General features: G+C 38.5%; 28 protein-coding genes. All 28 read right to left on the bottom strand.

Annotated elements, in window-relative coordinates; all coding sequences use genetic code 11:
• Nucleotides 1-8: 8 nt before the first annotated feature.
• On the bottom strand, nt 9-575 hold the full coding sequence (locus IIB39_03355; GenBank protein MCH8927734.1) for a flagellar basal body L-ring protein FlgH: 567 nt from the start codon (nt 573-575) through the stop codon (nt 9-11).
• Nucleotides 576-602: 27 nt separating this feature from the next.
• Nucleotides 603-1,592 (bottom strand): flagellar basal body P-ring formation protein FlgA, encoded by a 990-nt coding sequence (gene flgA / locus IIB39_03360; GenBank protein ID MCH8927735.1) that lies wholly within the window; start codon nt 1,590-1,592, stop codon nt 603-605.
• 3 nt (nt 1,593-1,595) lie between these two features.
• Nucleotides 1,596-2,384, bottom strand: a complete 789-nt coding sequence (gene flgG, locus IIB39_03365; protein MCH8927736.1) for a flagellar basal-body rod protein FlgG — start codon at nt 2,382-2,384, stop codon at nt 1,596-1,598.
• Between the two features lie 28 nt (nt 2,385-2,412).
• Nucleotides 2,413-3,153 (bottom strand): flagellar basal-body rod protein FlgF, encoded by a 741-nt coding sequence (gene flgF / locus IIB39_03370; protein MCH8927737.1) that lies wholly within the window; start codon nt 3,151-3,153, stop codon nt 2,413-2,415.
• Between the two features lie 270 nt (nt 3,154-3,423).
• Nucleotides 3,424-3,807: a response regulator gene (locus IIB39_03375; GenBank protein ID MCH8927738.1), complete on the bottom strand. Its 384-nt coding sequence runs from the start codon at nt 3,805-3,807 to the stop codon at nt 3,424-3,426.
• The gene (locus IIB39_03380; GenBank protein ID MCH8927739.1) at nt 3,807-4,166 is read right to left on the bottom strand and encodes a response regulator; all 360 of its coding nucleotides are present in this window, start codon (nt 4,164-4,166) and stop codon (nt 3,807-3,809) included. The genes IIB39_03375 and IIB39_03380 overlap by 1 nt, the downstream gene beginning before the upstream one ends.
• A 9-nt stretch (nt 4,167-4,175) precedes the next feature.
• Nucleotides 4,176-6,278, bottom strand: coding sequence for a PAS domain S-box protein (locus tag IIB39_03385; protein MCH8927740.1), 2,103 nt, complete (start codon nt 6,276-6,278; stop codon nt 4,176-4,178).
• Nucleotides 6,275-7,111 carry a GAF domain-containing protein gene (locus tag IIB39_03390; GenBank protein ID MCH8927741.1) on the bottom strand — a complete coding sequence of 279 codons (837 nt, stop codon included), beginning with the start codon at nt 7,109-7,111 and terminating at the stop codon, nt 6,275-6,277. The genes IIB39_03385 and IIB39_03390 overlap by 4 nt, the downstream gene beginning before the upstream one ends.
• Nucleotides 7,104-7,409, bottom strand: coding sequence for an EscU/YscU/HrcU family type III secretion system export apparatus switch protein (locus IIB39_03395; GenBank protein ID MCH8927742.1), 306 nt, complete (start codon nt 7,407-7,409; stop codon nt 7,104-7,106). The genes IIB39_03390 and IIB39_03395 overlap by 8 nt, the downstream gene beginning before the upstream one ends.
• Nucleotides 7,393-8,649, bottom strand: coding sequence for a response regulator (locus IIB39_03400; GenBank protein ID MCH8927743.1), 1,257 nt, complete (start codon nt 8,647-8,649; stop codon nt 7,393-7,395). Before IIB39_03400 ends, IIB39_03395 begins: the two co-directional genes overlap by 17 nt.
• Nucleotides 8,650-8,681: 32 nt before the next feature.
• On the bottom strand, nt 8,682-9,911 hold the full coding sequence (locus IIB39_03405; protein MCH8927744.1) for a hypothetical protein: 1,230 nt from the start codon (nt 9,909-9,911) through the stop codon (nt 8,682-8,684).
• Nucleotides 9,904-11,238 carry a hypothetical protein gene (locus IIB39_03410; GenBank protein ID MCH8927745.1) on the bottom strand — a complete coding sequence of 445 codons (1,335 nt, stop codon included), beginning with the start codon at nt 11,236-11,238 and terminating at the stop codon, nt 9,904-9,906. Before IIB39_03410 ends, IIB39_03405 begins: the two co-directional genes overlap by 8 nt.
• A 7-nt stretch (nt 11,239-11,245) precedes the next feature.
• On the bottom strand, nt 11,246-12,583 hold the full coding sequence (locus tag IIB39_03415) for a PAS domain-containing protein (GenBank protein ID MCH8927746.1): 1,338 nt from the start codon (nt 12,581-12,583) through the stop codon (nt 11,246-11,248).
• A complete protein-coding gene (locus IIB39_03420) occupies nt 12,580-13,461 on the bottom strand; it encodes an HDOD domain-containing protein (protein ID MCH8927747.1) in 882 nt (293 codons plus the stop codon). The genes IIB39_03415 and IIB39_03420 overlap by 4 nt, the downstream gene beginning before the upstream one ends.
• Before the next feature lies 1 nt (nt 13,462).
• Nucleotides 13,463-13,768 (bottom strand): hypothetical protein, encoded by a 306-nt coding sequence (locus IIB39_03425; GenBank protein ID MCH8927748.1) that lies wholly within the window; start codon nt 13,766-13,768, stop codon nt 13,463-13,465.
• A 23-nt stretch (nt 13,769-13,791) separates the two neighbouring features.
• Nucleotides 13,792-14,562, bottom strand: a complete 771-nt coding sequence (locus IIB39_03430; protein MCH8927749.1) for a FliA/WhiG family RNA polymerase sigma factor — start codon at nt 14,560-14,562, stop codon at nt 13,792-13,794.
• 15 nt (nt 14,563-14,577) lie between these two features.
• Entirely contained in the window at nt 14,578-14,811 is a 234-nt protein-coding gene (locus IIB39_03435) for a hypothetical protein (protein MCH8927750.1), read from the bottom strand.
• The gene (locus tag IIB39_03440; protein MCH8927751.1) at nt 14,808-15,668 is read right to left on the bottom strand and encodes a P-loop NTPase; all 861 of its coding nucleotides are present in this window, start codon (nt 15,666-15,668) and stop codon (nt 14,808-14,810) included. The genes IIB39_03435 and IIB39_03440 overlap by 4 nt, the downstream gene beginning before the upstream one ends.
• A gap of 5 nt (nt 15,669-15,673) precedes the next feature.
• Complete coding sequence (flhF, locus tag IIB39_03445) at nt 15,674-16,822, bottom strand: flagellar biosynthesis protein FlhF (protein ID MCH8927752.1); 1,149 nt, start codon at nt 16,820-16,822, stop codon at nt 15,674-15,676.
• A 2-nt stretch (nt 16,823-16,824) separates the two neighbouring features.
• A complete protein-coding gene (gene flhA / locus IIB39_03450) occupies nt 16,825-18,864 on the bottom strand; it encodes a flagellar biosynthesis protein FlhA (protein ID MCH8927753.1) in 2,040 nt (679 codons plus the stop codon).
• Complete coding sequence (gene flhB / locus IIB39_03455) at nt 18,861-19,925, bottom strand: flagellar biosynthesis protein FlhB (GenBank protein ID MCH8927754.1); 1,065 nt, start codon at nt 19,923-19,925, stop codon at nt 18,861-18,863. The genes flhA and flhB overlap by 4 nt, the downstream gene beginning before the upstream one ends.
• Before the next feature lie 3 nt (nt 19,926-19,928).
• Nucleotides 19,929-20,705 (bottom strand): flagellar type III secretion system protein FliR, encoded by a 777-nt coding sequence (gene fliR / locus IIB39_03460; protein MCH8927755.1) that lies wholly within the window; start codon nt 20,703-20,705, stop codon nt 19,929-19,931.
• Nucleotides 20,706-20,969: a flagellar biosynthesis protein FliQ gene (fliQ, locus tag IIB39_03465; GenBank protein MCH8927756.1), complete on the bottom strand. Its 264-nt coding sequence runs from the start codon at nt 20,967-20,969 to the stop codon at nt 20,706-20,708.
• Between the two features lie 9 nt (nt 20,970-20,978).
• Nucleotides 20,979-21,743: a flagellar type III secretion system pore protein FliP gene (gene fliP, locus IIB39_03470; protein ID MCH8927757.1), complete on the bottom strand. Its 765-nt coding sequence runs from the start codon at nt 21,741-21,743 to the stop codon at nt 20,979-20,981.
• The gene (locus tag IIB39_03475; GenBank protein MCH8927758.1) at nt 21,743-22,282 is read right to left on the bottom strand and encodes a flagellar biosynthetic protein FliO; all 540 of its coding nucleotides are present in this window, start codon (nt 22,280-22,282) and stop codon (nt 21,743-21,745) included. Before IIB39_03475 ends, fliP begins: the two co-directional genes overlap by 1 nt.
• Nucleotides 22,275-23,177 (bottom strand): flagellar motor switch protein FliN, encoded by a 903-nt coding sequence (gene fliN / locus IIB39_03480; protein ID MCH8927759.1) that lies wholly within the window; start codon nt 23,175-23,177, stop codon nt 22,275-22,277. Before fliN ends, IIB39_03475 begins: the two co-directional genes overlap by 8 nt.
• Before the next feature lie 26 nt (nt 23,178-23,203).
• The gene (gene fliM, locus IIB39_03485) at nt 23,204-24,196 is read right to left on the bottom strand and encodes a flagellar motor switch protein FliM (GenBank protein ID MCH8927760.1); all 993 of its coding nucleotides are present in this window, start codon (nt 24,194-24,196) and stop codon (nt 23,204-23,206) included.
• Nucleotides 24,197-24,209: 13 nt separating this feature from the next.
• Nucleotides 24,210-24,815, bottom strand: a complete 606-nt coding sequence (locus IIB39_03490) for a flagellar basal body-associated FliL family protein (protein ID MCH8927761.1) — start codon at nt 24,813-24,815, stop codon at nt 24,210-24,212.
• Between the last annotated feature and the right edge of the window lies 1 nt (nt 24,816).

The raw sequence follows: 24,816 nt of genomic DNA on the forward strand, positions 1-24,816 counted from the left end.
GTCATCTCCTAAAAGAACCAGCCTGCTACTCTTCTGATTAGACCCATACGTTGACCTGTGTGGATTGGACCCTTACCTGTATACGTAATTCTTGCCTCAGCTATATTGTACGAAAATACCGTGTTGTCAGCCCTGATGTCCCTCGGTCTCACAATTCCTGTTAACTCCATCTCCTGTGTATCTTGATTAATAATAATGATTCGTTTTCCTTTTACTATGTAATATCCGTTCGGACTTATCTCCATAATTGTTGCGGTCATTTTCCCTGTAAGGGAACCGCGCTTGGATGTTCCGCCTTGTCCGCTAAACGCGTTACTTGATGTGGAGCCAAAGGATAAAGATGGCAAAAAGCTCAACGAACCCGTTCCTACCGGCACTGATACCGAGAGATCGCTTGATTTGGAAGTGGAGGTGGCGCTTTTGTTATCTGCTTCAGAAAATTCGATAATGTGAATAGTAATTACATCACCAATCGCTCTTGCCTTGTGGTCTGAAAAAATTGATTTCTGATTCTCAATCGTAAACCCCTGGGCATTAAGACCTGTTGCCCATAACATTGGGAGAAATATTAACATAATTAACGATCTCGTAAAAGTATTCATTTATATTTCCACAACTACTGTCGAGCTGTTTAGGATTTTTGCTTTTATTCTCTTCCCCGATGGAAGCGGTTGAACTTCTATCCAATCGTTCAGCTGCCCATCTTCTCTGGCCATTCCACTCGTGAGAACCACCAAATTTTTTGTGATTACTTTTAACGTTAACTGGGTGCCGCGAGTTATTAGAGGTGGATTTCTAAGCATATCAGATCTTAGTATCCTGTTCGCACTGACTCCCCTGACTAATCTTTTGTCTTTCACTTCATCAAACGAATTTATGTATTTGTTTGAAGAGGCTTTAGTTGTTTCTCGTAACTCGACTCTAAAATCATCATCCCTGATATTTGAATTCCTGTATAATTGTCGATTTGTCACAAGGACATCTTCAAATGTTCGAATGTTTACTGAAAAGGGAATAATTTTTTTGAAATTATTTCCGGATCTTAAAACAAGTTGTATTGTCACTCTTCCTCTGGATAATATTCCAATTGGTATGCTGAAATTCAGTGACGTATCATCTGAAGGTAGGATAATCTCGGCTGGCGGATTGATTACTTCCACTTGTAATTTTCGTACTGATGACGGAAAATTATCTCTCACATATTGCCGCAATAATTCTGCGACGAATTGACCTGAAATTGCGTTATAGACACGCTTAACCTTTACTTTTGCCGCTCCGTCCAGAATTACCTTTTCACTGAGTTTCTCTTTGGCAAGGCGCAGCATCACAATACTCTTAGGTATATTTCTTGATCGTCCCGGAAGGGGCGCCGGACCTATCAAAACCCGCTCTAAATTTGATAACAATGGTTCCGCTATTTCCGATAAATTTGCAATATCCTCCAAGTAGATCTTTTCAGATGATATGGAAATATCTTCAAGGAGTGTGACTGTGACGGTATTCACCTGAGCAATTGCAGGAAAGCCACCAAAAATTACTATAAAAAATGTTATCGAAAATAGTTTAGTCAAATTTCTGAAATATGATTTCAACAGTTATCTCTTCAGGTTTGTTGCAGTAGTCAGCATTTCTTCTGCCGCTTTTACCGCTTTAGAATTTATTTCATATGCACGTTGTGCAACTATCAGATTCACCATCTCCTCCACCACGTTTACATTTGAAGTTTCAAGAAATCCCTGATGGAGAACTCCTATATTGAGGGAATTACCGAAGTTCGTTAGGGGATCTCCCGATGCTGCGGATTCGCGATAAAGATTTTCACCTAAATTTTCAAGACCGGCTGGATTTATGAAATTTACCAACTCTATCTTGCCCACTTCCACAGGTAGATCGTCGCCATCTACTATAACTGAAACAGTCCCGTCTTTGTTAATGGTAATTGCTACCGCATCCGAAGGTATTATCACTTCCGGTTCAAGTCTATATCCATGAGTAGACACCACTGACCCGTCGCTTGATAGTTTAAAAGAGCCATCCCGTGTATAGACGTCATTACCATTTACAGCTAAAAGTCGAAAGAATCCTCGTCCTTGTATTGCTAAATCAAAAGTATTATCCGTCTGAACCATCTCACCTTGTATAAAAATCTTTTGCGACGCAATAGCTCTGGTGCCGTAACCTATTTGGAGGCTCGTTGGATCGGTAACACCATTATCTTTCGCCACGCCGATTGCTTTTATTGTATGATAAAGCAAATCCTGAAATTCAAGTTTTGTCTTTTTATACGCTGTTGTATTTACATTCGCTAAATTATTAGCGATTGTATCCACATAAAGCTGTTGGGCATACATTCCCGAAGCAGCAGTTTTCAATGCTCGAATCAATTCCTATTCCTCCATTTTATATATAACATTACCGGACTCTTCCCACTTCCCGCGCTTCTTTCTGCATTAATTCATCGTTGGTTTGAATGATTTTCTGATTAGCATCAAATTCTTTTCCGAGCGTTATCATCGTAATCATCTCCTGAACGAGATTTACGTTAGATGTTTCAAGATATCCCTGGGATATTATGTATTTTTTTTCAGGTTCTATGGGATATACGCTTGCATCACGTGGGACAAATAAGCTATTGCCTATTTTCTTTATTTTTGTCAAATCCTCGAATGTTACAATGCGTAGCTTGGCGACTTCGCTACCGTCTACTTCTATCTCCCCATTTCTGTTTACATTTATTTCGAAGCCGTTTATAATAATTTCACCTCTATCGCCCAGAATTTTATTGCCATTGTAATCTACAAGTGTATGATTTTCGTCGAGAGTAAATGACCCGTTTCTTGTGTAAGCAACGCCAGTCATAGTTTGGACTACGAATAACCCTTCTCCGCTTATTGCCATGTCCAGTCTGTTCCCTGTTTCTGTCAGCTCTCCTTGAGAAAAATCAGTGTACTGAACTTGCACTAAAGATTTTACCGGTTCGCCATCCGGTCTTCTATTTTGTAGTTCTATTTGTTTATCCGACAGCAAACGTAAAAACTGCAAATCGCGTTTAAATCCTGTCGTTCCGGCATTGGCTAAATTATTTGCAATGGTTTCGAAACGACTCATACCTGCAACCATCCCGGCTGCGGCTTGGTATATTCCTTTAGGCATATTACGTTATTCTCCTCATTCCTCTTGATGATTAAGCAAATATAATGCCAGAGTAAGAACTGAATTTATATTATTGACATATACCAAGTAATATCAATATCTTAGATGACGTTCTAATTTAAGATTTGAATTGCTTATCGAGCGTTACCCTTTACGGAGAATGGGTAATTATTTCCCTTTTTAATCACATTTGCGGAACCATTTTCCGCATGGCGATTAATCCTTTTTCGTGAGTAATTCTGATTCAGGCAGTAGAATAAATCGGTATCGCTATAAATTTTCAAGAGATACTTTTTGCAACAAATCTCTGACTTTTGTTATCAGGATGGAACTTTGGAAAGGTTTGATGATATAGTCATCCGCACCCAGCTTGGATGATTCAATTACCATCTTACTTTCTGCAACAGCTGTAAACATTATAATAGGTATTTTTGAAACTTCTGGTACTTCTTTTATTCTTTTTAAAACTTCTAAACCATCTACGATTGGCATCATTATATCTAATAATATTAGGGCAGGTTTTTGTGTTATTGTTGCATGAATCCCTTCGAATCCATCAGAAGCGGTAAGAACCTCAAACCCGAGATTACTGAAAGTTTTTTTTATGAGTGTTCGAATAATCGGATCGTCATCTATTGCTAATAATTTAATCATTACGATACATATTGCTTTATCTGTTCGAATAACGTTCGCGTATTCACCGGTTTTTCTATAAACCCCTCGCAACCGGCTTCAATCGCTTTCATCTTATCAGCTTCCCGTACATTAGCGGAGACTGCTATCAACGGAATATGTGCCGTACTTTCATCAGCCTTTAGAGTTTTTGCTACTGTACAACCATCTATTTCCGGCAGCTGAAGATCTAACAATATTAAATTAGGGATCTGATTCCGCGCTTTTTCAATTCCTATTTTCCCATTTTCAGCCTCCAAAACATCAACTCCATGATGACTAAGTATCTTTTTCAGAAGCAATCTATTTATGGGGTTATCTTCTATAATTAGTACTTTCATAATCTTTTTTTATTGGGTAACCATTACTCCGATATCTTCGGAATATTCTATTATATCCTCACCCGGCGCTGATTTTTCCTCTACAGGGACAATTGCTTCTTTCGGGAGAAGAATTATGATATTTGTTCCTACATTTTGTTCACTCTGAACTAATATTTTACCGCCATGCAGTGTGATAAATTTTTCCGAGATAGGCAGACCCAATCCCGTACCTCCATTGTCCCTCGTATAGGTTCCGTCAATCTGCCTGAACTCATCAAACATCACTTCAATTTCACCTCCGGACAATCCGATACCCGAATCCTGAATGTGATATGAAACAGCATTTCCCTCATCCATCTTGGCTTCGGTTGCTTCAGGGTTTTCCCAATCCGTTATATTAACTTCTTTAAGAGTCAATGTTATCACTCCGTTATCCGGAGTAAATTTGAATGCGTTTCCTATAATGTTTATTAATACTTGCTTGATTTTCATCGGATCCACTTTTACCTCAATTTCGTAATCCGGCAAATTAACGTTCCATTCAATATTCTTCTTGGTAGCTTGTGGGAGAAATGTTCCACATATTTCTTTGCTTAGAAAACATAGGCTAACATCCGTTGGGAATATGGTCATCATCCCGGCTCTGATTTTGCTCAGGTCTAATATATTATTTATGAGATCTAAAAGATGAAGTCCACTGCTTCTGATATTTTCCACAAATTCTGACTGTTCTTCGTTCAAGTCACCTGTCAGACCGTCCACCATTACTTCTGAGAATCCTATAATTGAATTAAGAGGAGTTCTCAATTCGTGGCTCATATTAGCTAAAAACTCATCTTTTAATATGTTCACTTCTTTGAGCTGACTGTTTTTTTCCTTTAGTGCTTGCGTAAATTTTTCTCTTTCCCTTTCAAGAATCCAGCGCTCAGTTATATCTTTTATACTCCCTGATATATACGGCTCTGTCCCATATTCATCTATTACTACTTTCGAGGAACCGATGATATAAATTTCATCCCCGTTTTTCTTTCTGAATGGTTTTTCGTACCTCGACTCCGTTTTAGTTTCCAATAAATTGCTAATATATTCATTCCAGCTTTCAGGGTTATTATAAATGCTTTCTTTTATATCATGATTTAAGAGTTCTTCTTTTGAATCATAACCTAATATCCGGATTAATGCCGGATTCACCATAGTCAAAATTCCATCCAAATTACACTGGTACATACCCTCACTCGTGCTCTCGATTATTTGCCGATACTTCTCTTCCATAAGTTTTCTATTACTAACATCTTTTATTAGAGAGAACGTGCCGGTTAAGATTCCCTCTTCAATAATTGGGTGTCCGGTTATAATTGTCTGTTTTTTAATTCCTCTATAGTCTGTAAAGGTCAGTTGATAGCTGGAAGGTACTAAATTTTCTATTCTTTTTTTATCCTGTTTCCTGTATATTTCCCTGTTCTTTTCATCAAGAAAATCATTTACATTACTTTTCATTAATCTCTCTTTGCTGCACCCGAGAAATCGTTTAAGAGCCGGGTTGAAATCAATCGTATTACCGTTTAAGTCAAGCACCCAGAGAGGATCCAGCATATTTTCTATATATGCATCTCGCTTAGCCATCTCCTTGTTTAAATCGGTGATTTTTTGATTTGTTTCCGTGAGATTATCTATCTGCTCATATAGCCTGCTTACCAATCTTTGAGATTGTTCTCTGAGGTAACCTTCCTTCTTTTCTATAGATATATCAACCTCTAAAATTTTTCCATGAATAAAATCTTCGATTATTGAAGGTAGGTTCGTAAGATTCAGCGGCTTACTCAGAAATCCGCTTGACCCCGCACACACGGTTTTTTCCAGTCCTTCCGCATCAGTATCTCCCGTGATAACCACTATAGGAACATCCTTTAAAAGACTGTCTCCCTTCAACATCGAGATAACTTCCCAGCCGGAGATATTCGGCAGATTTAAATCGAGCAAAATAAGATCCGGCATCTCCGCTTTCGCTATTTTGATACCTGATAATCCATCAGTTGCTCCTATAGCATCATAACCTGCATTTGTCAACACTTCTAATACCAGATCAAGGAGGTTTTGCTCGTCTTCTATGTAAAGTATTTTTTTGTTCATGCACTTAAGCTTTTGTCAATATCCAGCATATGCACCCCGTCACTTGTGTATTCAGAAAGAGCTATTTTTTTCACTTTTTGCAGATTTCTTAAAACATCTGATATCCTATCTACCTCTTTCATCACAATATGCAGCCGCTCAATTACTCTGTCCGGTATACCTTCAGGGTCCATTTCGAGAAGTTGTATATGCCCTGATATCACAGCTAATGGATTGTTTATTTCATGGTTTATGCCAGCTGTAATGTGACCGAGCGTAGCCATTTTCTCCGCCTCAATCAGTTTTTCTTGAGCCTCTTCAAGAGCTATGTTGGCATCTTTAAGCTTTTGGTTATTAGCCTTTAATTTTGTGGTATACTCCAACTGGAGAATTATACCGGCAAGTTGAGTTGCGACAATTTCAAGATATTCTACGTGTGTTTGATTGAACATTTCAGGCTCACTATGCCCAAAATTAATCACTCCCACTAAATTGTCTTCTACCACCATCGGCACGGATAAAAACGACTTTAGGGAGCCATGATTAAATCGGGGGCCATCATGCAAATTTGAAAGAAGAATAGTTCGTTTTTCTTCGGCAACGTAAGAAGAAAGTCCCATCCCTTTTCCGAACGAAAAATTCTGTGCTAAATCTACTCCTCCCCCGAAATCGCCTACTTTACCCAATTCTTGTGAGTCACCGCTATAAACGAATAAGGATGCTGATTCGAATGGAACTAATCGGGATAATAACTTAAATATTTCCTCGAATTTTGTTTCGCCTTCCGTATTTGAACTGATAAGTTTAGAGATGGAACCAAGGATTTCGAATTCGGCTATGTTATTGTCATTCATAATCTTGGACAGAGGTTTTATTTTCAGCTTTTTTCGCTTTTAGGTTCATCTCGTAAATAAAGGCAAAAACCTCTGCGACAAGCGCATACGCTTCAGGTGGAATTTCTTCCATAACTTCAATATGCATGAGCATTTCCATCAGCGCAGGGTCTTCTTTTATTGGAATGCCATATTCTTTGGCTATTAGAATTATTTCTTCAGCAGTAACATCATTGCCGCTGGCGATAATCTTTGGAATTATGCTTTCATCCAAATCATACTTTATTGCTGCTGCTGATAAATCAGTCTTTTCTGCCATTGGGGTTTACCGGTAAGTCAATTATAAATTTTGTTCCTTTACCAAGTTCGCTTACTACTCGTATTTCCCCCGAGTGCTCATGGATAATTCTTTTACAAATATTGAGTCCTAATCCTGTTCCTTCGTCTTTGGTGGTATAAAAAGCTTCAAATATTTCATCAAGTTTGTCTTCGGGTATTCCAGGTCCTGAATCTTCTAACGTCACTCTCATAAACCCATCAACGGATTTTGTACTAATGATTAGTTTGCCATTTGTATCCATAGCCTGAACAGCATTCTGAATCAGATTTGTAAACACTTGCTCCAATTGATTTGGTTCACCCCAGACATATGCCGAGTCTTTTTCATAATTTTCTTCTACTACTACAGTTTTCATTTTTATAGATTTTGAAAACATCAATAAAACTTCCTGGAGTACTTCTTCTATGTTAAAATGCTTGAATTCCGTACTGCTTTTTTTCGCAAAACGCGTAATACTTGTTATTAACCTGTCAATTTTCAGAGAATTTCGCACAATTATATTAAGATTTTCGGCTAACGAATCCTCAATATCATCTTTCATTAATATCATGCGAGCCCTTGATAGCACTACTGTCAGCGGATTCGCTATATCATGAGCGATTGTTCCTGCCATTAATCCCATTGTTGACAGCTTATCGGATTGCAAAAGGTGCAGATATGACTGGGAAATGGTATCATTTGCTTCCTGAAGCTCTTTGATGACTTTATCCAATTCGGATGTTCGTTGTAATACCTTTACCTCAAGTATATCATTTTGTTTTTGGAGTTCCGACTCAAGTTCTCTTCTGATTTTTTCAGAGTAGCTATATTCAATTGCCAATTTTATTTCCTGCAAAAGATCAAATGGATCCCAGGGTTTTTTAAAGAGTTTATAAGCTCCCCCTTTATTTATAGCTTCAATAGCAATATTTACATCAGCATAACCTGTGGCTATTATCATGGGTACGTCTTTGTGTGATTTATTAAGTTCGGATATCAACTCTATTCCATTCATTCCGGGCATTCTGTAATCACTAATTACGACCGATAATGACTTCCCCTTTGCTATCTTTAAAGCTTCTTCTCCACTTTCCGCGCGTAAAACTTTAAATCCTTCCATATCAAGCAGATTTTCCATCAGATCAAGAATTTCGGGTTCATCATCTACGATAAGCACTTCGCCCTCTGAATGGATTACTTCCTCATTCTCCCAAGATTTTTCTTCTGCTGAAGAATCCATATCCCTTCCTTTTTGAAGTAGACCAATACTCATCATGCTAACTCTTCGCTGCTGACCCGCGCTGTAAATCCAATGCTTTCTAATTTTTTAGAAAACAATGAGATCCTCTCAGAGGCGATTTTTGCCGCATTATGATTTGACACCTTAAAAACCACTTTAGCTTCTTTATTTTTTATTTCCAAAGTCACTTCAGTCTTTCCTAAAGGTTCAATGTTAAATTCCAGTACTGCTTTCCATTCATTTTCAATTTTTTCATTATCAGGAAATTGCCAGAGAGAAGTGCCGTCATCACTGTTATCTATAGGAGCAAATAACAGCGCCAATTGCATGCCATATTGGCTACTCATTCTAAGGACATCCATTTCCTTAACTATCTTATCGGCAGAAGTCAGTAGTTTGTTTAATATTTGAATATTATAACCAAGGCTAATTAGGTCTTTTATCCTTCTAATCATTCCTATCAGCGAGCTTTTCAAATTCAGAGATTTTGTGCCGGATGTTGATAAGTTATTTTTCTTTATAGATTGATATACAGATGCTTCGTGACTCAATCCGAAATTTTTCCCTATCCTGGATATTGTATCAAAATCTCTATCATTTTTAATTCCATTTCGGCTTAATAAATATATTTTTATAAATTTTAGATTCTCATCATCTGTTAACCCGCTAACAGGCAAATTCGCTGACAGAATCATTAAATTGCGGTTAATAACGCTCATACTTTCTCGGACAGTTTTTGGGTGATCTTCAATATTCTGTCCTTGTGTTACATTGCTAACGCCTATAACACTGTTAATAACTTTCTTTAATTCCTCTTCATTTTCGTTATCCGTCATTTTCGCACTTACTTCTTCAACCATATGAACTATTTTTTCTGATGTTATAGAATCTTCAAGTTCAAACAGACGTTCTGCGATTAGTTTATTGGCAAGATTGGAGTTTACGCCTAATTTTTTAAGACCATTCTTTAATCTGTTCTTTTCAGTTTTCCCTTTCGCCCATTTCAATATTATCTTTGGAGATGTTTCTGATACAAACGCGTACACAATCATTCCTATCTTCATTTGCACTGATGATTGCGCAATTAAGTTTAAACCATTAAGACGAAAGACATACTTATTCCCAGGTAATACGTCTATTACCTTACCTCGAACCAGCTGTCCGACTTTTAACCGGGATTTTAAACCATTAATCTTATCTGAAGAGAGTAGATTATAATTTGAAAGAGTTCTTCCTAACCCCGTGATTACGGGATTATCCATTTCCCTTCTCGTCTGCGAGAATGGCTAACATTAAACCTTCTTCATCTCTGTGCAATTCTTTCGCTAATTCCCTTGAGCTTAAATGTGTGTCCGGTAATCTTCCGAGAGACGTAATCCCCTCTAAAATTGAATCATAAGATGTTTCATTCATTCCCTGGATTATTTCGACTTCGCTTTCGCTTATCAGGAGTTTCTGAGCTATCAATTTCGTAGAATTATTTTCTTCTGAAAGAGTCCTGATAGTTTTAATTATTTCATGACTATTCTGTTTATATTTGTGTGGAATCGATTTCAGATGAATATCAATGTCTGTATAGTCATCAATATATTTATCAGATAACTCATTTCCAGCGGCTTCTGTTTCTCTTTCAAATCGAACACCCTCAACTGTTTTCGCAGTGATAGAAGGCTGCAGTTGTTTTTCCAACTCTTCTTTGAATCGTTTACTTACCGGAATTACTTTGTTTTTACCCCTTGATCTCCAGAATATTACTACAAGCATCATTAAGGGACTCAGTAAAACTACTGCCAATAAAATTGCCCTTACGGTTTCCCATGAAATTTTCAAACCAATTAACTGATTCACCCAGAAATCAATGGATTTTAATTCAGGTGATTCAATTACCTCACCCTTCGATAAGGAAAAATGTAATTCCTGCAGATCAAATCTTTCAATTTTGCCATAAAGCTCGGCAAGATGAAGATGGGCATTTTCTTTTAACTCGCTATCTTGTAGAGAATTGCTAAAACTTATTATGGCTAAGTCATATTGGTTGTTTTGTTTTCTTACCTGCCCGATACCGAAATACGCTTTTGGATAGTCACCGTTACGTAAACGTATAGCCGTTCTATAGTTTTCTAAAGCTGCGGCGCTGTTTCCTGCGCGTCTATGTTTTTCGGCCACTTCGTATTTCTCAAAAGCTGCATAATCGACAAATTCGCCGCTCAGCACTACCGTTAATTTATCGCCATCCACTTCCGGCAAGATGTCGAATGAAAATGGTCCATTCATACTAATGGTAACTTTACCGATCTCAGCGGATAAGTTTTGAATCGTGATAGACCGAATAAAAGGAATTTTCTTGAATTTATGAGTAATCGAACGGCGAACAGAAAGATTTTCCACATCCAACACAATACTGCTGTCCTCAGAAAATAAAGAGAGAATGTTCAGGTTTTTATCCGAACTGATGGATATTTCGAATGCTCCGGGTAAAATATTTTCCTCAATTGATATATTGTTGTATCTTGAAGCAAGCGTTATTTGAGAATAAATCAATATAAGATTGAGTATGAACGTTGCCTTATAAATCAATTTGTTTTTCATAAGATTATTATTCCAAATTTAACATTTCTACGCCATTACCGTATTTTGAAAACTCTATTTTATTAATATTCGTAAGTTTATTAGTAACGTCCTCGATTCTTTTACTTGCTTTGACAGCAGCCCCGAGGATTTTTAATGTCTTTTCGTCCTCACTGCTTAGCAGTGTTTCAAGTAGCATAAGATTACCGTTCATCACGGTTAGCGGATTATTGATCTCGTGATTTAGGGCAACAACCGTGTTATATAGAACCCGCAGTTTTTCTGATTTAATTCTTTCGTCATCAAGAGCATCTTTTTCTTCAAGACTTTCGCACAACCAGAGAAAATTATTCGATTTTATATCATTACTCACGAGCTCCGTTGCTGTTAACGATACGGGATAAATCTTCCCATCCGTATTTATAAGATTTATGCGAATTCCTACCACGCTCCCCTCTGACTCTATTGTATTTCTAACCTCGTTAACCGACTCTATACCTCCTTCAAAAACATTTGCAATATTTTTCCCTTGAAAATCGTCAGGAGAAATACCTAAAAATTCTCCCGCGCTTGGATTGATGAACATAATATTATCATTATCAGAAGTAACGAATATTGGTAGCGGAGAACTTCCTATCAAACCTTCTAAAAAGACTTTTGTGCGCTCCGTTTCTAAATTAAGACGTATATTATCTATCGCGATAGCTGCATGATTCGCGAGAACCGAAAGCACTCTAATATCAATTGCGCTAAAATAATTAGCCGGTTTTGCTAAACTCAACACTACTGTCCCGATTTTCACATCACTCGTAGCCAGAGGAATAATCACTATCGAACTTTCGTTATTTTTACTCGAATTACCCATATCAGGAATGATAATCGGATTTGCTTCCGATAAAGCCCAATCAATTATTCCATCTTCTTTGAGCTTATTTATCGTTTTATATATATGTTGGGATTTATACATTTTCACTGATTTATCTGAAAACAGGTCTTTAACTTTTATCTGAAACCCGAACTCCTTAGGGCTTAGGAGATCTTTCAGAAACGACATAAGCACCAATATAACGCTTTCTGGGTCTCTACTTGATTGGATAGCTTCTGAAATTCTTTGAGTCTCAATGAGTTCAGAGATAGAATTTTGAAAATCCGTTCTGTCAGATTGGAACTGAACAACTTTTTCCTTAACTAAGCCCAAATCCCTTTCCAAATTTTCGATTTGAATGTTTTTCGAGACGATTTCCTGAAACATGGTTAGAAAATCCGCGTTTGTTAAGCCGCTCTGCGCGTTAGGATTTTCTCCCTTGGAAATCTTTGATAGGAGAGATTCTATTCTTTCTTTTCTGGTTTTTTGCTTTACGGTCATTTATTTGCAGTCAAATTGAAAAACGCTTTTGAATTTTCCAGTTCATTTTCGTATTCAACAACTATCTCATCGATATTGATCTCTGATTGAGCGACTCCGATATCAGAGTATAATTTAGTCACTTCTTTTTCAAAACTGGTAGGAACATAATTTCCTGAATTTCCGATTTTCGCATGATGCGCGAGAGAATCCGCTGACCGTAATATTTTATATAACGGATTATCATGAATTCCGTTCGAGCTATGATGATTTGCGATCGATTCTACTAATTCAGGTGGAAGATTCCACCGTTCAATCAACCATCCCCCCACCTGATCATGCCCAACTCCCAGCATATCCTCCTCAATTTCGGAAAGAGAGATTTCCTTCTTTTCGGATTCTTTTAAAACATCCTGATATTCATCCACTAAATCATTTAATAATAATTTTCCGATATCATGAATTAGACCGGCGACAAATGCTTCTCCAGGAATTTCATACCTTACTTTTCTTGCAAGCAATTTAGCCGCTACACCTGTAGCTATCGAATGCGACCAAAACCCGTTCATATCTAATCCGGATTCGTTATCCGATCCGTCCCATAAATTCATAACCCCGACACTAAGACAAAGATGTTTCAGTGAACTGAATCCTAAAATGACAATTGCGAGATTCAGGGTGCTTATTCTTTTAGGAAATCCGAAAAATGCTGAATTTGCTACTTTTAAAACCTTCGCCGCGAGAACAGGGTCAGTGTTAATCAAATCGCTCAACATACCTGCTGTAGTTTTCGGGTTATCAACCAATTCGAGTATCTTGGCTACCGTAGATGGTAATGTGGGCAGATCTTCCGTGTTGAGGATTTTTTCCTTTATTGCTTCTTTTCTGCTTATGTCCATATTAAATTTTTATATCTATTGCTTTACCCATTGAACCCGGCGTTTCTTCATTAGCCTTATTCTTTGGAGTAACAGATTCCTTTTTTTCTTCAGTTGAAAGATCATTTTCTTCATTTCCTAATTTCACTTCATCCGGCTTGTAAAAATCATCGCCATCATGCTTTTTTCCGTGATGACCTGATTTTTCTTCAACTTCCTTGAAAAAATCTCCCTTATCTCCTGATTCGGGCGGTTTCCTCACCTTATAAGCTTTCTTTAAATCAACTGACTTATTTAAATTGCCTTTCACTATAGGAGAACCAAACATCGCTAATCTCCTTGATTAATTGTTTACAGGCTTAGCCTGTTTTTTAAATCCTTCACTACCTTGGAATGGATTTGTGATACTCTGGATTCTGATAAATTTAATATCTCTCCAATTTCTCGTAAAGTAAGTTCTTCGTAATAGTAGAGCGCAACAACCAATTTTTCTTTTTTGGGAAGTTTCTCGATTTCACTGACCATCTGAGCCTTTAATTCTTTATCCTCCATATCTTCAACGGGAGAAATGACATCTTTATCCGGAATTATGTCATACATATTGGTTGTTTCTCCTTCGCCCGAAGTCATTTCCTGGTCAAGAGAGATGGGATTAATAGCGCTGATTTCCTTTGAAAGTTGGTAATATTTTTGCAAAGGAATGTCAAGCTCTTCTGCTAACTCAGAATTACTCGGCTGTCTGCCGTTCTTTTCCACCAATCTCTTTTTGGCTTCTTCAACTCTTTTACTTTTATCTCTCAAGGACCTTGGAGCCCAATCCATTTTACGAAGTTCGTCCATCATAGCTCCGCGCACTCTTGTGAAAGCATAGGTCTCGAATTTCACTTCTGCCTTTTTATCGAATCTATCAATGGATTCCAACAACCCTATGACACCTGCATCAATCATTTCGTCTACAGATACGCTTGAAGGCAATTTACCGATGATGCCGCCGGCGATTTGCCGAACAAGGGGAAGATAATTCAAGAGAAGCCTTTCCCTGATTTTTTCACTTTTTGTCTCTTCATATGTTTCCCACAAAGTGTCATGAGAATTTTCAGTTGTTTCCGCCCACGAAGACATAATTATTCCGCCTTTTTAAGTTGTTTCATTTTCTTCCGTTTCCTTGTTTACTTTCCCGCCAGACTTTAAAATCATTCGCGTAAACGATAGGTAGATTAAAACCGTGAAGTATACTGCCAGTGCTGTGAGAGTACCTTTTATTAGCATGTTCACAATGGATGCTTCTTTCAATAATCCCCAGAAGATTACTGAAAGAAAGCTCAGCAATACCGCCTTAAACAAAAACTGATTTACCATTCCATCCATCATTCACCTGTTGTTTCCATTAAATCCAATTCCACTATATTTCCCCTTTCGTTCTTTCGAAGATTTTCTAATACCTTTGTAAACATTTTGTTTATAACCCCGAATTTATCGCTGAGAACGGCCGGATTTTGATTTTCTACAGATTCTCCGAATTCATTCATTGAGCTTACAGAGCCGGCGTAGGATATTTTTTGTTGCAAAAAATTTTCAGTCATTAAATTGAGCCGCGACGCTATTTCTCTGCTTTCGTCTTCATTTCGCGACTTATTGATTATTACCTGAATATCAATATCATCGCCGAGCTTTATTATTAAATATTTTGCAAGAGCATAGGTATCTGTGATAGAAGTAAGTTCAGGCGTACTGATAAGTATTATTGATGTGGATATTCTCGAAAATAATTCGAGATTCTCCAGTTCTGACGAGCCACCATCAATAATTACGAATGGATATTCTGAAGTAAACCGGTTCATATTATCGCACACTATCCTTCGCATTTCAATGTCAAAATTCCTATCTAAAGGAAACCCGTCCGCTCCGGCTATCAGATGTACTCCCGCATATGACCTATCAATGACGTTTAGGATTGATTCCCTACCGTACACCACATCATCTAATCTTTTCGAAGGATTGCTTCCAATCATCATATCAAGGTGAGAGCCATGCGAATCGGCATCGATGAGCAGAACGGGGGAATCCGCAGAACCCAATGTGTATGCCATATTCACTGACAGTAAACTTTTTCCTACGCCTCCCTTACCGCTCGCTATCAGATACACTCTTCCTCCGGAATTTGGAGATATGGAAAAGCTCATCTCGCTTTCCCTAAATTCGTCTCTTAATGAAGTTGCCTGATCCATTCTCTTTAGTCTTTTATAATTCCGTCAACAAATCCGTTTACATTCCAAACCTTAATATCCTGAGGCACATTTTGTCCATTAGTCAGATATGAAATTGGTTTCCGGCTTTCTAATGCTACATCTAATATTGACCCCGGCTTGGCTGACTCGTCGAGTTTTGTGAATATCAGACTGTCAATATTCATTTTTCCGAATCCCTTTAAAGCCCGATGCTGTGAATCCTTATCAGTAGAGGAACTGAGAACCATATGAACATGATGTGGTTTGGCTGAACTTACTATTTTGAGTAAATCGTTTATATTATTTGCGTCTTCAGGACTTCTGCCCGTCGTATCAATAAATATTGCGTCCTTCTCGGCATGCACTCCTATAGCCTTACGCATTTCACTGTCGGAGTAAACAACCTCCATCGGTATCTTGAGGATATCGGCGAAAGCTCTAAGCTGGTCTGTGGCAGCAATCCTGAAAGTATCCGTTGTTATCAGCGCAACATTTAATTTTTTGTATAGCCTTGCCGACGCGGCTAACTTGGCGATTGTAGTTGTTTTACCAACTCCTGTTGGACCGATAACGACTGTTTTATAAGGCTCTTTAACACTTAGCTTTTTAGGCACCTTTGTTTTTAATAGATTCGCTATGTTTGATTTTATTCTTCTCTCAATGGCGGGTATATCCGCTAAATCTTTGCCGCCCATACTTTCGTATGATTTTATCAAAACTTTGCTGATAGTGTCCAATTCCATACCGCTGTTAGCCATTTTAGTGTAATAGACACCGAACGGATCAGGTAGGGCGGGAGTATTAGGATACTGAAGACGATTTGACATCTCAAACAATGTACTTTGCAAACTCTCCACTTGATTTACCAATCCGATAAGCCTTAGCTCCTGTTTTTTATTTTGCTCGTCGTTAGCTGGAGCGATCGGAGCAGGCGGAATAAATCCACTGCTGCCTGTTCGGACTGACCTGTTACTGCCCGGAAAATTTTTATCGAGTGCGGCAGTGACTTCAACTAAATTCCGGGTTCCAAGTCCCATCAAACCTCCTTCAGTTACCTTTCTTGATTGAAGGATAACAGCTTCTTTGCCCAATTCTTTAGTTACCTCTAAAAGGGCTTCTCTCATTGTACTACCTGTAAATTTTTGAACTTTCATAATTATCCACTCACCATTCCTATTGATTGTAATTCAGTCTGAGGCGTTAATTCACTGTAAGACAGAACCGCCATCGTTGGGAAAGTTGGTTCCACAAGCGCCCTGAAAAATGGCCTCGCTTGTGGGCTGCAAATTACTATTGCCTGCCTACCTTCCATATTCATCCTCTTAACCAGAGGCCTTAATTCTTTGTAAATATCCCTAATTCGATCCGGAGGTAATCCTATTTCATTTGGGCTCCCCGTCTTAGGTACTGCGGCAGCTACTATCTCGCTTTCCACGGAAGGATCCAGAGTTATGGCATATAGTCTACCATCTTCATTTCTGAATGTTTGACTTATCGTTTCTGCTAAGTATGTCCGCAAATACTCCGTTAGCAGCTCGGGATCTTTTGTTTGAGGAGCGAAATCAGCGAGAACTTCAAGTATATATACAAGGTCTTTCAGCGGAACTTTTTCCTTGAGTAAATTCTGAAGAACCTTTTGAATTGTACCTACATTCAGCAATCCGGGAATTAATTCATCCACCACGGTTGGATTTGTTTCTTTAACGTTGTTAATCAAAACTTGTACGTCTTGCCTGCTTAAAAGCTGATTCGCATTTAATTTGAATACGTCCATTAAATGTGTTGCTAATACCGTTTCAGGATCTACCACAGTTGCTCCGACAGCTTCGGCTAAAGTCTTTTGACTTTCAGGAATCCATTTTGCCGGCATACCGAAGGTAGGCTCGGTCGTATCCTCGCCGGGCATAGACGAATCAAGCACTTCAGGATTCAGCACTAATAGGTGATTCGGAAGTATTTCGCCTTTGGCAACATCATTTCCTCTTATGCGAACCATATAATCATTGGAAGCCAGTTTTAAATTATCTCGGATTCTGATTGGCGGAACAATAATTCCCATTTCCATGGCCATCTGTTTTCGGATTGAACTCACTCGATGAAGGAGATCCCCTCCCTGACTTTCATCTACGAGATGAATTAGCCCATACCCGATCTCCAATTCAAGCGGATCGACTTGTAAGAGAGCTTTTATTTCATCATGTGGCCCCTCATCTGTAACTTCTTCTTCTATTTCTTCCTCTATTTCTGCCTTATCAGTTTGCATTTGCGTATATGCCAATCCTCCCGTGACTATAGAGAGTATGAAAAATGGGAGAGTCGGCAATCCAGGGGCCAAGCCGAATATGAATATTACTACAGCAGCTGAACCCAGCGCTCTTGGTTTTGATAAAAGCTGGGTTATTATCGCCTGACCCACATTTGAGTCCGATGCCGCTCTTGAAACAATCAGACCTGATGCTGTTGAAATTAAGAGTGCGGGGATTTGAGTTACCAATCCGTCACCGACAGTGAGCTTGGTATATGTTGTGACCGCCTCCGATAACTCCATATTATTCTGGCCCACTCCAATGATAAGACCACCGACAATATTTATTATAGTAATTATCAACCCGGCAATTGCGTCCCCTCTTACAAATTTACTTGCTCCGTCCATAGCTCCATAAAAATCCGCTTCACGTGAAATCTTTTCCCTTCGCTCACGAGCATCACGGTCGTCTATCAAGCCTGCGTTCAAGTCAGCGTCAATTGCCATCTGCTTTCCGGGAAGCGCATCAAGAGTAAATCTCGCCGACACCTCCGCAATCCTGCCGGCTCCTTTGGTAATTACCACGAAATTTATTATGACAAGAATGAGGAAGATTATGAATCCAACCACATAATTCCCACTAATTACGAAAGTACCGAATGCTTCAATTACGTCGCCGGCGTATCCTTCCGATAAAATCAATCTTGTGGATGCGATATTGAGCGAAAGCCTGAATAGCGTCATAATAAGTAACAACCCGGGAAACACAGAAAATTGAAGCGGTTCGCTGGTGTACATAGAAACCATAATGACGATTAATGCGAGCGTTATATTCAAGGCGAGAAGAATATCGAGCAAGTAAGAAGGTAGGGGGATAATCATAACACCGATTATACCGATTATTCCGACTGCCGCTATCACTCCGGAAAATTTTTCTACTGCTTCTTTCATTTTGATTCTTTCAATTTGTATACATATGCGAGTACTTCAGCCACAGCTTTATAAAGATCAAAAGGAGTTTCTTCACCGATTGCGGCTGTTTTATAAAGCGCTTTCGCTAACCATTTGTTTTCCACAACTGGAATATTGTTCTCTTCTCCGATTTCCTTTATCCTCTCTGCCACTTTCCTCATCCCTTTTGCTACGACCGTTGGTGCGGACATAGTTTCGATATCATATTTAAGGGCTATGGCATACGTTGTGGGATTTGTAATTATCACATCCGCTTCCGGTACTTCTTGCAGCATCCTCTTACGTGCGCCCTCTTTTTGAATTGTTCTTATTCTCGATTTTATAGCCGGATCACCTTCAGTCTGCTTGTATTCTTCTTTCACCTCTTCTTTGGTCATCTTCAAATCTTCGCCATGTTTCCATTTTTGGTATGCAAAATCCAATATTGCGAGAAACATCAACGCTATCGTGATATTTAGCGTTATATCAAACATCATTGACCCGAGAAAGCTTATATAAAAGGGTACTTCTTTATCTGCGAGAAGTATGAACTCGCCGAAATTAGATGAGATGGTCAGATATCCTATAACTCCTACTACCAATACTTTGAAAATACTCTTAGCAGCTTCCACGAGTGAACGCTGTGAAAACATTTTCTTAAACCCTTTGAACGGATTAATCTTTTCAAATTTTGGAGTTAACGATTCTATAGCAAATATTGAACCCACCTGTGCGTAACTTATCCCCACACCTACAACCAAAATTGTTAACGCAACAGGAGCCACTAATCTGGCGTATAAATTCAGTCCGATCTCCAGGTAGGGCATTGCTAATGATGGGGTTATTTCGAATGTTCCTGCCTCTTTATAGACAGCTCTGAATACGCTTGTAATTATAATGAAAAAATCTTCAATTATAAAATTAAGTGTGAGTAACGCTGTAAGCAAAACGAAAGCGGAGTTGAGCTCCTGGCTCTTAGCCACCTGCCCTTTTTTACGCGCATCTTCTAATTTTTTTGGTGATGCTTGTTCTGTTTTCTCTTGAAAACTGCCTTCTGCCATTCCCTAAAGTAACCTGAGTAATATGTTAAGATTTTCGCCCATTTCTACTACAAGCGTTCCGATTAACCATGGAAATGACGAGAGAGTAACTATTATAAGTATCATTCCGATGCTTATCTTCAGCGGTAGACTTACAAAAAATATATTCATTTGTGGTACGGTTCTGGCGATAATTCCCATCATTACATCTGTGAGATAAAGTGTCGCCAGGATTGGGCTGGAAATTTTCATCGCGAGGGTGAATACTTTTCCTCCCAATAAAATCAATGAATCCGTTAATTCTTTATTTATCATTCCCGACCCGATAGGCACTAAATTGAAACTTTCTCCGAGAGCGCTCAATACCAGATGATGACCATTTATTAAAAGGAATATGAGTATTGTCATAATAAAATAGAATTGCCCTATAATTGGAACTCTTTCCTGTGATTGAGGATCAATAAGCTGAACCATGGCAAATCCCATCTGAAAGCTGATAAAATGACCGGCAAACTGAATGGCGAAAAACATAATTCCGGTGACAAATCCGAACATTAATCCGACGATCCCTTCTTTCAAAATTAAGATGAGCAGACCCAAAAGAGGCAAATTTTGCGGAACCACACTTTGGTCAATTATAGTATAGGTAATCAAAGATATGAACAACGATAGACCAATTTTAATAGGAACGGGAACGTTTGTAGAACCAAAAATGGGAACAACAGCTATCACCATTGATACTCTTGCAAATACCAACATAAAAACCTCAAAAGATCGTTCGGTGATTCCAAATAATTCCATTTAAAATGTTCCGATCATTGTGATTACTTTTATCATAAACTCCATCATTTCTTGCAGCATCCAAGGCATAAGCAGTAGTAGTATGAATGCAGTTGCAAATATCTTCGGTACAAACGTTAATGTCAGTTCATGGATCTGCGTAACAGCCTGGAAAATACCAACTCCGAGCCCTACAATAAGCCCTAAACCAAGAATGGGTGAAGCAATCTTGATAGCAACAATCAATCCTTCTCTTCCTATTTCAACTGCCATAGATTCATTCATTTAATCAGCCTAATATTTTATTCCTGTTATCAAAGAGCCTATCAGTAAATTCCAACCATCAACCAGCACAAACAGCAGAATCTTAAAAGGAAGTGAAATCATTACCGGTGGCAGCATCATCATTCCCATTGACATGAGAATACTTGCCACCACCAGATCAAGTACAAGAAGTGGAATATATAAGATGAACCCGATCTGAAATGCTTTTCGAAGTTCACTAATAATGAAACTGGGAATCAACACTTTATTTGATATTTCCCCCATATTTGCTGGTTTAGTAGCGTTGGACATCTTCAGAAAGAGTGAAAGATCTTTTTCCCGCGTCTGAGCGAACATAAAATTTCGTATCGGTTCCATTCCCTTATCTATAGCATCTTTATAATTTATTTCCTTGGCTAAATAAGGCTGAAGCGCGTCATCATTTACTTTTGTCCAAACAGGCGTCATTACAAATATGGTTATGAAGATAGCCAGTCCTAACAGAAGTTGATTTGGTGGCATTTGCTGTGTTCCCAGCGCCTGCCTCATAAAATGGAACACAACTATTATTCTTGTGAAAGAAGTCATCATAATTAAAATGGACGGTGCCAGCGACAGAACCGTCATCATGGCGAGTATCTGTAATGTGAGCGCTACTTCTTCCGGTTCATCAGTTTCCTCAACACCGATAGTTATTTTTGGAAAACTTTGAGCGTTTATGCCGTCCGAATTACTGATTATTATCCCGCCGACGATAACAGATAATAAAATCAATTTTCTGAGTTTCTTGTCCATTACCTTTTATTTCCTCTGATGGGGAATCCCTTTGATATATTTTCTTTCAATGTTTTTGAAAGTTTTTGAGCGAAACTGCTTTCGCTGCCTTTATTATCCGTAGCATCCGTTAAAAGCTCTTTCCATCCCGATTCCTCGTCGAGTTCAATCAGCGCGTCCATTGAATTTTCTGATATTCCGATCAGTACCGCCTTATCGTAAACTTGCAGTAACGCCACCGATTTTTTAGGCGCTATATATGTTGTAGAAATAACACGAATTGAACTTGCCGCAAAACTCCCCGGATTTTTTTTATTCATGAAATATCTTAATAACCAGACAACTCCGTAAATCATCAACACTATCAGCAATAGTGCTCCGATTCCCTTTCCGAGAACCGTAAGGAGACTTATTTCACCTGTATTCTGCGGAATCTCCCAGCCGGACTTAGGCGTAAGGTTTGCTACCGTAACGCTATCATCGACCTGCCCATACGAAACTACAGGAATTCCCAGGAGGAAAATAAGGGCAATGATAATATTCAGAATTAATCTAATCACTAAGCTTCTCCACTCGCTCGCTGGGAGAAACTAAATCTGTTATACGAACACCAAAATTCTCATCCACTACTACTACTTCCCCTTCAGCGAATTTTTTATCATTAACATAAATATCCACAGGATCTCCCGAGAGCTTATTAAGCTCAATTACCGAACCTTGTCCAAGTTCGAGAATATTTTTTATATATAACCTTGTCCGACCTAATTCGATTGAAACTTGAAGCGATAGATCCATCAACATATCCATATTTTCAGCAGATTCTTTAGCGGAAGATTTCGTATTCGGAAAAGATTCAAATTCAACGTTTTCAGGCATTACATCAGGCTCTGAAGTCTCCTCTTCAATCGATATTTCAGCCAATTTAATCGCTTGATCAGTAGAAATACTAAATGTCCATTGGTATTTTTCTTCACCGAGAGTTCCGGTTATGACCGTCGTAACAAGCGACGATAAGTCGGTTGCTACTTGACTTGATTCTGCCAGCCCCGCTTCCGGTGTACTAAATTCAACTTTGTCCTCCAAATTATCGCTGAGATGGGTAGCGATCGGTCCCAATATCTGCGATGCTATCTCCTGAATCGCATCTATATGCTCCTCAGAATTAAATTGGGCTGTTCCGTCTCCGGCTAACATTAAATCGGCCATTTTCGCTACGAGATCGGTGGGCCATACAAAAGTGAATGAGCCTTCTAATCCTTGGGCTATCGGTACATTAGCCCTAACGACATCCCCACTTAATATGGAAATTAACTCTTCCTCTTCTAATTGATCGACCTTACTAACAGAGAAAGTTGTATCTGCGTTTGTAATCGTATTTATGGTTTTTTCAAAGGAACTGACATACTCCTCCATAAGAAGTTGTAAGTTTTGTAATTTTTCAGCGCTAAGACTCATTATTAATTTCTCCTAATATCATGGATTTAATTTATGTAATATCCTTCGTTCTCAGATGACACGATTTCATTAATTTCTACTGCTTTATGATTCTTAATATTTCCGGGGGATCCTAAAAATTTAATTTTTTCGTTAATCAGAATTTGTAAGGGTGAATCCAATCTTTCGTTCAATCTTATCATATCCCCCTTTTGTAAATTCACAAACTCGCTGATGGTGATATCAGCCGTACCCAAGTTTGCGATTAGGTTCACTTTTGACTGTAATATATTATCTCTTATTTTATCAGTCTTGTCCTCTGCGTCACCATGTTGAGTAAGAGATAGCCAGGTTTGCGCGCTGAGATTCTGCATAACCGGCTCTATTACATAGTATGGAATCGCGAGATTAATACTATAAGTTTTATCTCTTATAAAGACGTCAAATATAACAATCACAACCGTTTCACTCGGGGGGGCAATCTGTACGAATTGAGCGTTAGTTTCGAATGATTCAAGCTCGCTTCCCAGTGGGGTTATTGTTTCCCACGCTTCATTAAGAAATGAAAGAGCACTAATAACTACTTTTTCCAAAACCTTTTGTTCAATGATAGTTACTTCGCGATTTTCTATCACTGAATTCCCTGAGCCTCCTAATTGCCTATCGAGTAAAGTAAAAAACAAATCAGAAGAAAATTCGATTAACCCACTTCCGCCAAGCTTAGAAAAATTGATAACATAAATGCACGCGGGAGTCGTAAGGGACATTGCGTATTCTGAGTAGGTTACCTGATCAATTGAATCTATTTTAATATCTACCATCATTCGAAGATTACTTGAGAGATATGTTGCGAACATTCTTCCAAACCGCTCGTGAATTGTTCTTAATGCTCTCATCTGATCTTTTGATACTCTGTCGGGATGACGAAAATCATACACGCTCACCATCTTCTGGGTTCCCGCAGATGTGATGTTTGAATCCCCTAAATTGTCACTTGTAAGTAGAGCATCAATCTCTTCCTGTGATAACAATTTTGTCATAATAATTTTCCCATTATTGAAGTACGTATTTGGTGAAATAAACTTCTCGTACTTCACCTTTAGTTATTACACCGTTCAAAAGCGCTATTATATCTTTTTTAATCTTTCGTTTCGAAATGATGTTGGTAAGTTCAGCAATAGTTTTTCTGCTTAAAAGGGTGTTTAATTTGTCTCTTAATTCTGCATCGCGTTTCTCAAGATCTTTAACAGCAGCAGCACTGGTGGTACCTATACTTAGATCTAAAGCCAGAAACCTTCGACCATTCGTTCCATAGGGATTAATGACGATATGATTCACTACAACAAATTTCATCTCCTCTGTAACAGGTTTTCTTTCTGTCTTATCTGCTTTTTTACTTGGTTTAGCCTTCACTTTTTTCACTACAGGTTCTATAGCTGCAACAATTTCTTTCTCGTCTGCCGCCATTACAGGGCTATCAAAATATCTCGGGATTACATACGACTTAGTAATGTAGTATGCCAAGAATCCGTGTAGCGCCAACCCGGCAACAGAACCGATGAGAATGGTTAATAATTTTTTCTTGCCATCAGGAAAACTATCTACCGTTTCTTTTAATTCTTCTGTTTCATTTAGTGAAAGGGCATCGCCGCCTTCCATA

The sequence above is a fragment of the Candidatus Neomarinimicrobiota bacterium genome, from assembly GCA_022573815.1.
Taxonomy (GTDB): domain Bacteria; phylum Fidelibacterota; class SORT01; order SORT01; family SORT01; genus JACZTG01.